The 13545-nt window shown below is 67.6% G+C and carries 11 protein-coding genes; 6 read left to right on the top strand and 5 right to left on the bottom strand.

What is annotated here, in order from left to right; genetic code table 11:
• Window positions 1-129: 129 nt before the first annotated feature.
• The gene (locus RT123_RS13955; protein ID WP_409514919.1) at window positions 130-462 is read right to left on the bottom strand and encodes a DMT family transporter; all 333 of its coding nucleotides are present in this window, start codon (window positions 460-462) and stop codon (window positions 130-132) included.
• Between the two features lie 181 nt (window positions 463-643).
• Between RT123_RS13955 and RT123_RS13950 the strand changes: the two genes are divergently transcribed.
• Window positions 644-2461, top strand: a complete 1818-nt coding sequence (locus RT123_RS13950; RefSeq protein ID WP_153925775.1) for an ABC-F family ATP-binding cassette domain-containing protein — start codon at window positions 644-646, stop codon at window positions 2459-2461.
• Window positions 2462-2502: 41 nt separating this feature from the next.
• Here the strand turns inward: RT123_RS13950 and RT123_RS13945 are convergent, their stop codons facing one another.
• On the bottom strand, window positions 2503-2676 hold the full coding sequence (locus tag RT123_RS13945) for a hypothetical protein (protein WP_199060562.1): 174 nt from the start codon (window positions 2674-2676) through the stop codon (window positions 2503-2505).
• A 92-nt stretch (window positions 2677-2768) separates the two neighbouring features.
• Between RT123_RS13945 and RT123_RS13940 the strand changes: the two genes are divergently transcribed.
• Window positions 2769-3737: an alpha/beta hydrolase gene (locus tag RT123_RS13940; protein ID WP_313009746.1), complete on the top strand. Its 969-nt coding sequence runs from the start codon at window positions 2769-2771 to the stop codon at window positions 3735-3737.
• Here the strand turns inward: RT123_RS13940 and RT123_RS13935 are convergent.
• On the bottom strand, window positions 3734-6604 hold the full coding sequence (locus RT123_RS13935; protein ID WP_313009745.1) for a PAS domain S-box protein: 2871 nt from the start codon (window positions 6602-6604) through the stop codon (window positions 3734-3736). The genes RT123_RS13940 and RT123_RS13935 overlap by 4 nt on opposite strands.
• Before the next feature lie 734 nt (window positions 6605-7338).
• Between RT123_RS13935 and RT123_RS13930 the strand changes: the two genes are divergently transcribed.
• The 4 genes from RT123_RS13930 to RT123_RS13915 all read left to right on the top strand — a co-directional run bounded on the left by RT123_RS13930 (window position 7339) and on the right by RT123_RS13915 (window position 11706).
• The gene (locus RT123_RS13930; RefSeq protein WP_312185494.1) at window positions 7339-8505 is read left to right on the top strand and encodes an energy transducer TonB; all 1167 of its coding nucleotides are present in this window, start codon (window positions 7339-7341) and stop codon (window positions 8503-8505) included.
• 44 nt (window positions 8506-8549) lie between these two features.
• The gene (locus tag RT123_RS13925) at window positions 8550-9590 is read left to right on the top strand and encodes an ABC transporter substrate-binding protein (protein ID WP_313009744.1); all 1041 of its coding nucleotides are present in this window, start codon (window positions 8550-8552) and stop codon (window positions 9588-9590) included.
• Between the two features lie 95 nt (window positions 9591-9685).
• On the top strand, window positions 9686-10594 hold the full coding sequence (locus RT123_RS13920; protein WP_313009742.1) for a hypothetical protein: 909 nt from the start codon (window positions 9686-9688) through the stop codon (window positions 10592-10594).
• The gene (locus tag RT123_RS13915) at window positions 10591-11706 is read left to right on the top strand and encodes a DUF2336 domain-containing protein (RefSeq protein ID WP_313009741.1); all 1116 of its coding nucleotides are present in this window, start codon (window positions 10591-10593) and stop codon (window positions 11704-11706) included. The genes RT123_RS13920 and RT123_RS13915 overlap by 4 nt, the downstream gene beginning before the upstream one ends.
• A 253-nt stretch (window positions 11707-11959) precedes the next feature.
• On the opposite strand, the gene RT123_RS13910 is transcribed toward RT123_RS13915, so the two are convergent.
• Window positions 11960-12394 (bottom strand): MucR family transcriptional regulator, encoded by a 435-nt coding sequence (locus RT123_RS13910; RefSeq protein ID WP_055753018.1) that lies wholly within the window; start codon window positions 12392-12394, stop codon window positions 11960-11962.
• Window positions 12395-12544: 150 nt separating this feature from the next.
• On the bottom strand, window positions 12545-13545 hold a 1001-nt coding region (locus tag RT123_RS13905), incomplete at its 5' end, for a DUF2336 domain-containing protein (RefSeq protein ID WP_313009739.1).

Here is a 13545-nt window from a genome sequence, read left to right as displayed (position 1 = left end):
CCCCCCCCTTTCACGGGGGAGGGGGACCGCGCGAAGCGTGGTGGAGGGGGCGGAAACGGACTGGGTGTGAATAGGGTCGATGCGGCGCGCGCCTTCGCCCCCTCCACCGCTTCGCAGGGGAGGATTCAATCAATGCCCGACCGTCTTGGAGAACAGGTTGATCACCATCACCCCGCCGACGATCATCGCCAGCCCGACCATCGCCGGCAGGTCCAGCCGCTGGCGGAACACCACCGTCCCGATCACCGAGATCAGCACCACCCCCAACCCGCTCCAGATCGCATAGGCGATCCCCACCGGCATCTGCCGCAAGGCGATCGACAGCAGATAGAAGGCCAGGCCGTAGCAGACCGCCATCCCCGCCGTCGGCCAGGCCCGCGTGAACTGCTGCGAGGCCTGCAGCATCGTCGTGCCCGCCACCTCCAGCGCGATGGCGCCCAGCAGCGCGGCCCAGGTGATCATGCTCATGACAGGCCCATAGCCCGGCCCGACGCCCGGCCGCAAATCCACAGCCTGCGGCTCGTATCGCCTTTCCAGTGGCGAAATGGGCCTGAACCCCTTAGATCACACCCGTTTCCGCCCCCCTCCGCCGCGCTGTGCGCGGTTTCCCTCTCCGGCGTCGCCCGAGAGGATCGAAAGTCACATGGCAGCCAGACCCCCTCTCGTCGCACTCAAGGACGTCCGTCTTCAGGACGGCCAGCGCCCCCTCTTCGACGGCGTCGACCTTGCGGTCGAACCGCGCAGCCGCGCCGCCCTGGTGGGGCGCAACGGCGCGGGCAAGTCCACCCTGATGAAGGTCGTCATGGGCCTGATCGAGCCGGACAGCGGCGACCGCTCCATCCAGTCCGCCGTCCGCTTCGCCTATGTGCCGCAGGAACCGGTCATCACCGGCGAAACCCTGCTGGACTATGCGTCGTCGGGCGAGGCCGAGACATGGACGGCCGAAAGCTGGCTGGAGACCTTCGGCCTGAACCCGGCGAAGTCGACGCAAGGGTTGTCTGGCGGCGAAACCCGCCGCGCCGCCCTGGCCAAGGCTTTCGCCGAAGAACCCGACCTGCTGCTGCTGGACGAGCCGACCAACCACCTCGACATCCTGGCCATCGAACTGCTGGAGAACGAGCTGATTCAGGCCCGGTTCGCCCTGCTGGTCGTCAGCCACGACCGCGCCTTCCTGAACCGCGTCACTAACACCGTCCACTGGCTGGAAGGCCGCCGGGTCCGCACTCTGAACAAGGGCTTCGTCGAGTTCGACGAATGGTCCTCCAAGGTGCTGGAGGAAGAGGCCGAATCCCTTCGGCGCCTGACCAAGACCATCGAGCGCGAGACCGCCACCTTCTACTCCTCCATCACCGCTCGCCGCAGCCGCAATGAAGGCCGCGCCCGCTCGCTTCAGGCGCTGCGCGCCGAGCGCGCCGAGAAGATGAAGGACGTGCCGCGCGAACTGTATCTCGGCGTCGATTCCGGCTCGACCTCGGGCAAGCTGGTCGCCGAAATCAAGCATGTCTCGAAGGGCTTCAACGGCCGCACCCTGTTCAAGGACCTGACCACCCGCATCATCCGCGGCGACCGTCTGGGCATCGTCGGTCCCAACGGCGCGGGCAAGACCACCCTGGTCAAGACCCTGCTGGGCGAACTCGCCCCCGACGAGGGCACGGTGCGCATGGGCGCGAACCTCGAGCCGGTCTATCTGGATCAGTCGCGCGAGGGGCTGAAGTCGGACATGACCCTGTGGGACGCCCTGACGCCGGGCGGCGGCGACAGCATTCTGGTGCGCGGCGTGTCCAAACACGTCGCCGCCTACGCCAAGGACTTCCTGTTCTCCGAGGCCCAGCTGCGCCAGCCGATCTCCACCCTTTCGGGCGGCGAGCGCAACCGCCTGCTGCTGGCCCGCGCTCTGGCCAAGCCGGCCAATATGCTGATCCTCGACGAACCGACCAACGATCTGGACATGGACACCCTGGACAAGCTGGAAGAGCTGCTGGAGGGCTATGACGGCACCCTGATCCTGGTCAGCCACGACCGCGATTTCATCGACCGCCTGTCCACCTCGACCTTGGCCCTGAACGGACGCGGCGACATCGTCGAGACCCCCGGCGGCTGGACGGACTTCATCCGCCAGAACCCCGGCTTCCTTCAGCCCGGTTCGAACCCCCGCCCCCAGGACAAGGCCGCCGCCCAGCGCGCCGCCGAGGCGCCCCCGCCCGCCGTCGCCCCCAAGAAGACCGCCAAACTTTCCTTCAAGGACGCCCACCGCCTCAAGGAGCTGGAAGCTCTGATCGATGCGTTGCCCGCGACCATCGCCAAACACGATGCGACCCTGGCCGACCCCGGCCTCTACGCCCGCGACCCGAAGGCTTTCGACGCCGCCATGAAGGCTGCCGAGAAAGCCCGCGCCGAGCTGGAATCCGCCGAACTGGAATGGCTGGAGCTGGAAGAGAAGAAGGCGGCCCTGGCGGGGTAGGGACCGAACGGCTGGTCACCCGGCGAGGACGGCTTGAGGTCCTAACCCTGACTGTCCTGATCCCCGGGCGGCGTCTTCGCCGCGCCCCGGTTCTGCATCACGCTGACGGCGATGCAGGCGACCAGGCCGAACGCGAACCACAGGCCGAACTTGCCCGTCAAAAGCCCGACCAAGCCAAAAATCAACAGGACGCCGAAGGGGGTGAGCCGTTTCATGGGGCGGACGATAACCGGCTTTGTCGTGGCTGACGAGGCTGCGCCAAAGGCCCGGACTTGAAACCAAACCCGCCGCCGCACACTCAAGCTTCATGACCCTGCGCAGCCATCTCGTCGAATTCGCCCCGCCCCAGCAGGCGGCGGTGCGGCGGATCAACGCCGTCCTCTCCCGCGCGCCGCGTCTGCGCACCGACGGCTGGCGGATCGATGCGGGCCAGCGGCTGTCGCTGTGGCTGGACGCGGCCGCCGGGCGGGTCACCACGCCGCGTCTCAGGAAGCGCGGCGTGACGGTCGATGTCGTCCAGACGGACGGCGACCACCCTGTCCCCTTGCGCATCCTGCATCCGACGGGCACGCCCCGCGCCGTCATTCTGGACATCCACGGCGGCGGCTGGGTGCTGGGCAGCGCCGGGCTGAACGACCGGCTGAACGCCCATCTGGCCCACCACGGCTTCTGCGTCGTCTCCGTGGATTATCGCCTGCTGTCCGAGCGGCGTCAGATCTATATCGACGCCGCCATCGCCGACTGTCTGTCCGCCGCCTATTGGACGGTGACGAATGTCGATCGACTGGGCGCCTCGACCCTGTTTCTGGCGGGCGAATCCGCCGGCGGGCATTTGGCCGCCCTGACCGCCGTCGCCCTGCGCGACCAGGGGCTGATTGATTTGGTGAAGGGCTGCGTCTTCACCTACGGCGTCTTCGACCTGTCGGGCACCGAAAGTGTGCGCTCGGCCGGGCCTGAGACCCTGCTGTTCAACGGCCCGACGATGCAGGCCGATCTGGCGCGCCTGGCGCCGGATCGCGACGAGGCGGCCTTGCGCCAGCCCGACGTCTCGCCCCTGTATGCCGACTTGACCGGCCTGCCGCCCGCCCTGTTCCTCGCCGGCGAGCAGGACCCTCTGTTCGAAGACAGTCTGTTGATGGCCACGCGCTGGGGTGAGGCGTCGGACGCGGACCTGATCCGTGTGCCCGACACCCCGCACGGCTTCCTGCATTTCGGCGGCCCGGCCGCGCGCGGCGCGCGCAAGGCCATCCGCACCTGGCTGAACGCCCGCCTCTAGCTCGCCTCGATCAGTTCGCGGATCCGACTGCCCAGCGCCTCCATGGCGAAGGGCTTGGTCATGACGTGCATGCCGGGATCCAGGTGCCCGTTGCCGACCACCGCATTCTCGGCATAGCCGGTGATGAACAGCACCTTCAGGTCCGGCCGATCGATCCGCGCCGCATCCGCCATCTGACGCCCGTTCATCCCGCCCGGCAGACCCACATCAGTCACGAGCAGGTCGATCCGCGCGCCCGATTGCAGCAGCTTCAGCCCCGCCACGCCGTCGGACGCCTCGATGCACTGATAGCCCAGTTCATGCAGGATTTCGGCGACCAGCATCCGCACCGTCGGCTCGTCGTCCACGACCATGACCGTCTCGCCGGCCTGGGCGCGCGGGGCCTGTTCGACCTCGGGGATCAGATCGGCGTCGTCCACCTCGCCGAAGTGGCGCGGCAGATACAGGCAGATCATCGCCCCCTCGCCCGCCTCGGAATAGATCCGCACCTGCCCGCCCGACTGGCGCACGAAGCCATAGATCATCGACAGGCCCAGGCCCGTCCCCTCGCCCAGCGGCTTGGTGGTGAAGAAGGGCTCAAACGCGCGCGCCGCCACCTCCGGCGCCATGCCCGTGCCGGTGTCGCTGACGCAGATGGAGACATATTGGCCGGGCTCCAGATCCTGGGCCTTGGCCGTGCGCGCGTCGATCCAGCGATTGCCGGTCTCGATGGTTAGACGCCCGCCGCTCGGCATGGCGTCGCGCGCATTGATGCACAGGTTCAGCACCGCGTTTTCCAGCTGGTGCGCGTCGATCAACACGGGCCACAGGCCAGCGCCGGCGACCACCTCGACCTCGACGCCCGGCCCGGTCGTGCGCCGCACCAAATCCTCCATCCCGCGGATCAGGCGGTTGGGATCGGTCGGCTTGGGATCCAGGGTCTGACGCCGCGAGAAGGCCAGCAGCCGGTGCGTCAGGGCCGCCGCCCGTTTCGCCGCCCCCTGCGCCGCCACCGTGAACCGCTCCACCTCAGCATGACGCCCCTGCGCGATCCGGTTGGTGATCAGTTCCAGGCTGCCGCTGATGCCGGCCAGCAGATTGTTGAAGTCGTGGGCGATGCCGCCGGTCAGCTGTCCGACCGCCTCCATCTTCTGGCTTTGGCGCAGCGCCTCCTCGGCCTGCATCAGGGCGCTGGTGCGTTCGGCGACCTGTTCTTCCAGCGTCTCGTTGAACCGCGCCAGTTCGGCCGATTGGCGGCGCAGGTCCTCGATGTCGGTGTTGGACCCGACCCAGCGCAGGATCCGCCCCTCTTCGTCATGGACGGGCTCGGCCCGCACCATGAAGGTGCGATAGACGCCGTCGTGGCGGCGGATGCGGAACTCGTTCTCATAGACCTGGCCGCTGGCCAGGGCCTGGACCCATCGCTCGGACGCCCAGTCCAGGTCGTCCGGATGAACGATCTTGCCCCACCCGGTCGTGCCGTCCAACGCGCCCTCTGCAAGGCCGGAGTAGGCATAGACCTGGGGGTTGAACCAATACAGCGACCCGTCCGCCCAACTGGCCCATATCTGGATCGGCGTGGCCTGGGCGAAGACCCGGAACTGGGCCTCGCTGTCGCGCAGGGCCGCCTCGCTTCGGGCGCGCTCGGTCGCCGTGCGAACCCGCTCGGCCACGTCGCGCATCAGGCGCAGGTCGCTGTCGGTGTAATGGCGCGGCGTCGCATGGTTGACGAACACCATCGCCACGACCCGCCCCTGTTCAATCAGCGGCATGTTGACGAAGGACCCGGCGCTGATGGCCCTCAGGGCCTCGGCCGTATCCGCCGTGCGGGGATCGCGGGCGACGTCGTCGATCGCCACCGTCTCGCCGCGCTTGATGTCCTCGATATAGGACCCGTAGTCGCGGAACGACAGGACGCCGGCGATACTGCTCACCCCCGGCTGGTTGAAGTCGCGCGCGATGGTGATGGTCTCGGCGGCCGTGTCCACCGTGCCGTATCCGGCCCGGCTCACGCCCATGGTGCGGGCCAGAACCTGGGCGGAGGCCTGGGCGATGTCGCCGGCGTCGGTCAGGTCGCGGATCGCGTCGTTCAGCTCCAGCAGCGCGTTTTGACGCGTCTCGCTCTGTTTGCGCTCGGTGATGTTGTTGAACAGGATCGCGACCTGCCAGGCGCCCGGCTGGCCGATCCTCAGCGCCTGCACGTCATACCAGCGACCGAAGATGTCGGCCGGGTTCTCGAAACGGACCGGCTCGCCCGTCCGCGCCACCCCGCCGTAGAGATCGAACCAGTGCTGCTCCAGCCCCGGCGCGATCTCGCTGACGCATTTGCCGTAAGGGTCGACCAGGCCGGTCATCTCCTCGAAGGCCTTGTTGCCCTCGACGATCCTGTAATCGACGGGCCGGTCGGCCGCGTCGAACTTCATCTCGATGACGCAGAAGCCTGTCGCCATCGCCGCGAACAGGGCGCCGTAGCGCGCTTCGCTCAGCGCCAGCGCCTGGTCCGCCCGGTGGCGATCCGACACGTCCATCCCCTGGATGAACACGCCCCAGACCCGACCGTCCTCCTTCAGCGGCTGGAAGACGAAATCGACGTAACGGTCCACGATCTCGCCGCCCGGCTCGGCCTGAACGGCGTACAGGGCGCTGTCGGCCCGGTGCGCCTCGCCGCTGCGGTAAACTTGGTCCAGCAGATCCAGATAGCCTTGCGCCACCGCATCGGTCAGCACCTCGCCCACCGTGCGCCCGATCACCTCGCGGTGGCCGATCACCTTCTGGTAGTTGGGATTGGTCAGCTCGAACCGATGGTCCGGGCCCGTGACCAGCGCCATGAACCCCGGCGCATGGGCGAACATCTGGGCCAGCTGGCTGCGATTGATACCGATAGACAAGGCGTGGTCAGAGCCGGTGTTGGACAACGAATTCCCCCAAGGACTTTTGTCCGTTGATCACAGAACCCAAAGCGCGCCGCACGGTTGCAGCGCAATGTGTCCGACGCCGGACATAGCGCTCTATCGCCGCGTTTCTGTGGACAAGACAAGACGCTGATCCGCAATCGCGAATTTGATCCGTCCACCGATGTTCACAGGCTTGTCCACCGCCGCCGGGCCAATCGTGCACACTGGGGCGAGTTCGGGCGCTTGCCTCATAGCCGGTTTCGTCCGAACGTCAACAGGCCAAGGGACACGGGGCAGCGGAAATCCAGGGAGACCTGGACCTCCAGCGAACCGGCCCGGCTCTCCGACCCGGCGCTTCGGGCGATCTTCGGATCGTAACGTGCGATAGGCGGGATCCAGGCTCCAGTCTTCGACGGTCTTCGGATCGACGGCAGACAGGAGAACCGGATCGGGATCGACGGACGACGCGGACTAAAATGCCGTGGGACGCCGAAGACCAGGAGCGCGACAGGATACAGCCGACCGCCCTTTCGGGTTCGCCCGAAACGACGCTGACGCCAAGGTCCAGACCCGAACGGCCAAGTCCAACCCGGACTTGGCGAGGGGACCAAGCTGACGGGTCCGCCCGCACGCTTCGTCCCCTCGCTCAATTGGGGCGCCGAAGACATGAAATCACGCTAGACAGCCGCCGCGCCAGATGCACCCATGAAGTGCAGACGGAGACACCCATGCGCGCGATCCTGTTCGGCCTCGGCCTTGCTCTGACGATGACGGCGCCCGGGTGGGCGCAAGCGCCGGTCGTTCGCCATCAAAGTGCGACATCGCCGGAGCAGGTCGTGTTTTTGATCCCCTCGACCGACATCCAATGTGACGGTCAGGCGGTTAAGCCGACCTTTTCCGACGATCTCCGCGTGGAAACTACTGGCCCATCTCGGGCCGACCGAACGTCCGTCTCCCTGTCTTTCAGCGTCGATGACACGGGTCGCACCTTCGACATTCGTGCGCCCCGAACTGCGACGCCCTCTAACAGCCCGATCATCATCCCGACCGGCATTGGCTCAGAACATGAACAGGCCGCCCTCGCCGCCTGGCGCTTCGATGGCCCTCGTCGCGACTGCATCATGACCATTCGTTACACGGCCAAACCTTTCATCGAGGCGACGACAGGCGATCTGCTGCGCTATTTCGCGGTCACGCGGACGCGCGGTCCCATCCGAGACGCCGTGGCTGTTCGTCTCGCTGGGCCAGACGCCAACTGCGGAGAAGAGCGCAGAGGCGGTCGCGCGCCCCGCACCGTCAGTTATCCGGACTACAAGATCGGACAGCGTCCGCCGCCAGGCGGTCGATCCTGGACGGTCGTTCGCTGGGACGTCGACGCCGACGGGCGCGCCGTCAATGTCGAGACCCTGGGTTCCGCCGGTGATACGGCGTTCGATGCCGAAACGCGGCGCGCCGTGTCGGAAACCTTTGTCGAGAGCGGAGCGCCGCTGAAAGGCTGCGTCTTCAACTTCTACCGGTACGGCGAAAACCTTCGCGCGCCGGTGATGCAGCAAACCAGCGACGATCCGCTGCAGAACTGTCCCCCCGAAGTCGGTGCGCGATTCCAGGCGCGCGCGACGCCGGAAACCTACCCTCAGGCCTTCAGGGATCGCGGGATCGAGGGCTGGGCCCGCGTGCGGTTCGACTTCGCCACATGGGGTCAAATCGGCAATGTAGGGGTCATCGACGCCCAGCCCGCCTCCGCGTTCGGCGAAAGCGGCGTTCGCGTGGTTCAGACCAGCCGGGCCGACTCCGGGTTCCAGGCGGGCGTTCGCTGTGTAGCGCCCGTCCGCTATGTTCTTTCCCAAAGTCCCGGCGACGGGGCCTCTTCGACATCAGACAACGCGGCGGACTGACGCCCCGCCTTCCCAAGGCCCCTATCGCCCCGTAAGTCAGGGGCATGAGCTTGTTGGGGAATCGCCTGCTGACCCGTCGCCGCGCGCTGATCGCGGGCGGGGCGGCTGTGGCGGCGGGGGCGATCGGGCTTCGGGCCTGCGGGCGGGCCGAGGCGCCGGTGGACGAACAGGGCCGCGTGCGTTTGCGTTTCGCGACCGACTGGCGCGCCCAGGCCGAACAGGGCGGCTTCTATCAGGCGCTCGCCAGCGGGGCCTATGAGAAGCGCGGGCTGAACGTCCAGGTCGTCCAGGGCGGCCCCGGCGTGAACGTACCGCAACTGCTGGCCACGGGCGCGGTCGAACTGGGCATGGGCTCCAACAGCTTCATCCCCCTGAACCTGGTCGCGTCCGGCGCGCCGGTGAAGGCGGTCGCCGCCTTTTTCCAGAAGGACCCGCAGGTCCTGATGGCCCATCCCGACGCGGCGCTGGAGACCATCGCCGATCTGGCCGGCCGGCCCTTCCTGCTGTCCGAGGCCGGGATCAGCACCTTCTGGGTCTGGCTGAAGGCCAAATACGGCTTCACCGACGAGCAGCTGCGCCCCTTCGCCTATGACCCCGCCGCCTTCATCGCCAATGCGCGGGCGGTGCAGCAGGGCTATCTGACCAGCGATCCCTACGCCATCGAACAGGCGGCCGATTTCGACCCGCGCGTCTTTCTGCTGGCCGACGAGGGCTATCCCTCCTACGCCGCCATGGTTTTGGCGCCCAACGCCTTCGCCCGCGACAATGCCGCGGCGCTGCGCAGCTTCATCGCCGCCTCTGCGGAAGGGTGGCGCGACTATATCCGGGGCGACGCCTCGGCCGCCGACGCCCTGATCCGCAAGGACAACCCGGACATGACCCAGGCCGTGCTGGATCAGGCCCGCGAGCGCCTGCGCGACTACGCCATCGTCGATGGCGGCGACGCGGCGCTTTACGGCCTGGGCGCCCTGACCGAGGAACGCTGGCAGGCCTTCTTCGACGTGACCTCGAAAGCGGGGGTTTACGAGTCTGGTCTGAACTGGCGCGACGCCTTCACCGACAACTATCTGCCCGGTCGCGGCTGACACGCGGTCGTTGTCGAATCCTGGCTTCACATTAGCGCGGGATTAAGGGTCCGAGCTCTAGTGTGCGCGCTGGAATTCCTCTCCGGAGAGCCGCCGTGCGCCGCGCCCTCGCAGTTTCGATCGTCCTGACCGCCGTCAATCTGGCGGCCGGCGCCGCCGTGGCGCAACAGGCGCCGACCAACGCGTCGGGCCTGCGCTACCTGTCCTGGCCCGGCAAGCCGGCGGTCTCCGCGCGTGCGACGCCGACGCCCGCCGTCATCCAGGCCGAGGCGCCCGCCCCGACCCTGACCGCCGCCAATCGCACCCTGCCCGGCGCCATCCCCCTGGCCCGCCTGTCGCCCGCCCCTTCGGTCACCCCCTCGGTCACGACGCCGCGCAGCAACGGCCTGACGCCCGCCAGCGCCTGGATGCCCCAGCGTGCCCCGATGCAAGCCGAGCCTGCGCATAGTGCACCCGTAGAGGCCGCACCCGTAGAAACCGCACCGCCGCAGGCGACGGCGACGCGCGTCGCGCCCTCGCCCTATGTTCCGGAGCCGCAGCCTTCCGCGCCTCAACCTGAGCCTGAACCCCAGATGCAGGCCGAGCCGGCGCCCATCCCGCAACAGGCCGCGCAGGCCGAGCCGCAACCCGCGCCCCAACCGGCTCAGGCGGCCATCGCCGACCCGATGGCCCCGCGCCGCGACGCCCCCATCTATCGTCTGCAACGGCCCCAGGCCGGCGCGCCGCTGGACGCCGCCGCCGTCGCCGCCAGCGGTCAGGCCGCCCCGACGCCCACAGCCGGCGACAACAGCGCCCGCTACTATTCGGTCCACCGCCAGGCCGGCCGTCACCCCGACGCCATCCCTGCGCCGCAGCAGACCTACCTCGACGCCCTGCCCGTCCAGATGGCCCAGACGCCGCAGTCCAGCGACCTGGCCCAGCCGGACGGTCCGCCCGCCCTGATCCGCAACGCCAACGGTTCCTTGCGCGCCGTGCCCCAGACCGAAGCCGACAACCTGCCATGAACGATCGCGCCGTGATCGAACCTGCCGAGATCAAGGGCTCGCGCCTGCCTGAACTCATCGCCCTGGCCGGCGAGGAGTCGAGCGAGAAACGTCGCCTGCTGCTTCGCGAACTGACGGCCCATTTCTTCGGTGCGCCTGCGCCCAACGCAAACGAAACCGCGCTCTACGGCACGGTGTTGGCCAAGTTGTCGGCCGAAATGGAGGTCGCGGTCCGCGCCGAACTGGCCGCCCGTTTCGCCCAGGCCCCCAACGCCCCCCACAGCCTGATCCGCCGTTTCGCCGACGACGAGATCGAGGTCGCCGAACAGGTTCTGCGCGCCTCCACCGTCCTGACCGACGAGGATTTGATCCAGGTCGTGCGCAAGCGCAGCCAGGGGCATCTGCGCGCCGTCTCGGGCCGCGCGACGGTGTCCGAGGCGGTTTCCGACGTCATCGTCGAGCACGGGGACGACGACACCTTGAACACCCTGCTGCGCAACGACGGCGCCCAACTGTCGCGCGCCGCCTCCGAAACCGCCATCGAGCGCGCCAAGGCCAATCCGGCCCTGCACGCCGCCACGGTCGAGCGCCAGAGCCTGCCCGCCGACCTGCTGAACGAGATGTATTTCGTCGTCGAGGCGCGGCTGCGTCACCAGATCCTGGAACAGAACGCGCGCATGGATCCGGCCCTGCTGGAGGCGGCGCTGGCCGCCGGCCGCACCCGCGTCGCCACCGACGACGGCGCTTTGCCGGCCGACTATGCCGAGAACCTGGCCTACATCGACGAGCTTCAGGCCGCCGGCCAGCTGACGCCTCAGACCCTGATCCGCTTCCTGCGCTCCAACGGCCGCACGCCCTTCCTGATCGCCCTGTCCAAGCTGGCCGACATCGACTTCCACACCGCGCGCGGCATCGTCGAGCGCAAGGATCTGGACGCCCTGTCGGTGGTCTGCAAGGCGGCCGACATGGACCGTGCCGTCTATCTGACCTACGCCGTCGCCGTCCTGGGCGCCGAGGACAATCCGATGGGCAAGGCCGCCGCCTACGGCCGCATGTACGGCGAACTGACCCGCGACGCGGCCCTGCGCACCCTGCGCTTTTGGCGCATGCGCCGGACCGCCCAGGCGGCCTGAAGCAGTAATGATTTCTCCCTCCTCCCTGCGGGTGAGGGTGGTCGCGCAGCGACCGGGTGGGGGCGGCCCGGCACGGGCGCACTCATCAGATCAAAGACAAATCCGTGGGACGTCTCCCTGCCGTCCCCACCCGGCTGCGGCTGCGCCTCAGCCACCCTCCTCGCTACGGGGAGGGAGAATGCTCGTGCGCCCCCAAAGCAAAAACGCCCGCCTCCTGATGGAAGCGGGCGTCTCCAGACCGAAAAACCTCGGCTTATTTCTTCGCGCGGGTTCCGGCGGCGCGGGCGGGCTTGCGGCCGCCCTGGCCCAGGCCCATCGACTTGGCCAGTTCCGAACGCGCCTTGGCGTAGTTCGGGGCGACCATCGGATAGTCTTTCGGCAGACCCCATTTGGCGCGGTATTCTTCGGGGCTCATGTCGTATTTGGTGCGCAGGTGACGCTTCAACGACTTGAACTTGCGGCCGTCTTCCAAGCAGATCAGGAAATCGGGCGCGATCGACTTGCGGATCGGCACCGCCGGTTCCTTGGGTTCAGGTTCGGCCTCGACCGGACCGTTCGACACACCCGACAGGGCGGCGTGAATATTGGCGATAAGCGCAGGCAGGGCCTCTGCCGAGACCGAGTTATTGCCGACATAGGCCGACACGATGTCTGCGGTCATCTCCAGCAGTTCGGGCTTATCTTCCATTATCGGCTTCGCTTTCCTGATTTATTGAGTTCGGCTGATTCTCCAACCGAACGACCCCAATAGCGTCATAGGGTTGTTTCGTCGTGAAAGCAAACACGCGTATAAGCGGTGCGATATGCACGTCTATGCATTCGACTTTAGTGATCAGACCTATCGACCGAAGTCTTCGGCCAGCACCATCATCGCCGCCCGCTCCGGCGCCGAATATTCATCGACGGCGTCATCCTCGCCGTCGCGAATGGCGCGCAACAGCGTGGGCGTCAAGGCCGAGGACAAAGACCAGTTCCAGTAACGCAACACCGTCTGGGCGCGATCGACGGCCAGCATTTCATAGGTGATCTGCACACGCTCCCAGTCGGGATGGATCTTGCCGTCCGCCGTCGTCTCGGGCCGCCGCATCGAGCGCCACAGATTGGTCAGATCGACGCGCGACATCCCCGTCGCCTTACACAGGATCGCCAGCGGCTCGCCGCCGGGATCGCCCAGAAGCTTGGCCCCCGTCAGCGGCTTGATCCCGGCCAGGAAGGCGATCTCGGACGCCGTCTCGCGCGTCAGGCCATCGCTGGCGGCGACCATGACGGCGTGTTCCAGATTGTCGAACGGGCTCTTTTCGATGGCGGCGCGATTGCGCTGGCGGCGCTCGATAAACTGAAGCGCCTTGCGCGCGACAGGATCGGACCAGCTTTCGTCATTGGCGATGGCGAAGACGTCCTCGGACGCCTCCTGCATGACTTCGCGCGACACGGCGAACCGTTGCAGGATGGTGCGGCGATCCTCGGGCGCGCACCACCAGAACATGACATAGGCGCCCGACGGCCTCAGCTCGGGCCGCTTCAGCAGGGGGCTGCAAAGGCTCGGCGACTGGCGGCTCAGGCCCACTACCGTCTCGATGCCCAGCTGCGACAGGCGCGCGGTCGTGTTGCGCAGCACCGCCTCGATCACCTCCATCTCGCCGAAGGAGAACAGGGTCTCGGTCACGATCTCCGACAGGCCCCGTCGCACCGCCAGCAGCATCCGGTGTTCGAAACTGGCGTCGCGCGCACAGCCGACGATGTCCGCGTCGCTTAGCGAGGCGCATTGTTCGATGAGCAGGCCGGCGATGTCCGGATCGTCGCGCACCATCTGCGCCTCGTGGGCGATCATGTCCGCGA

The organism is Brevundimonas vesicularis, assembly GCF_032067225.1.
GTDB lineage: Bacteria > Pseudomonadota > Alphaproteobacteria > Caulobacterales > Caulobacteraceae > Brevundimonas > Brevundimonas vesicularis_F.
Note: the sequence above shows the minus strand (reverse complement) of the source record. Positions and strands in the feature narration are given on the sequence as shown.

Bases quoted from the DNA above. Each gene is read 5' to 3' on its own strand.
- RT123_RS13945 (WP_199060562.1), bottom strand. From the start codon at position 2,676: ATGAAACGGCTCACCCCCTTCGGCGTCCTGTTGATTTTTGGCTTGGTC.
- RT123_RS13950 (WP_153925775.1), top strand. From the start codon at position 644: ATGGCAGCCAGACCCCCTCTCGTCGCACTCAAGGACGTCCGTCTTCAG.
- RT123_RS13940 (WP_313009746.1), top strand. From the start codon at position 2,769: ATGACCCTGCGCAGCCATCTCGTCGAATTCGCCCCGCCCCAGCAGGCG.
- RT123_RS13925 (WP_313009744.1), top strand. From the start codon at position 8,550: ATGAGCTTGTTGGGGAATCGCCTGCTGACCCGTCGCCGCGCGCTGATC.
- RT123_RS13955 (WP_409514919.1), bottom strand. From the start codon at position 462: ATGATCACCTGGGCCGCGCTGCTGGGCGCCATCGCGCTGGAGGTGGCG.
- RT123_RS13910 (WP_055753018.1), bottom strand. From the start codon at position 12,394: ATGGAAGATAAGCCCGAACTGCTGGAGATGACCGCAGACATCGTGTCG.
- RT123_RS13930 (WP_312185494.1), top strand. From the start codon at position 7,339: ATGCGCGCGATCCTGTTCGGCCTCGGCCTTGCTCTGACGATGACGGCG.
- RT123_RS13915 (WP_313009741.1), top strand. From the start codon at position 10,591: ATGAACGATCGCGCCGTGATCGAACCTGCCGAGATCAAGGGCTCGCGC.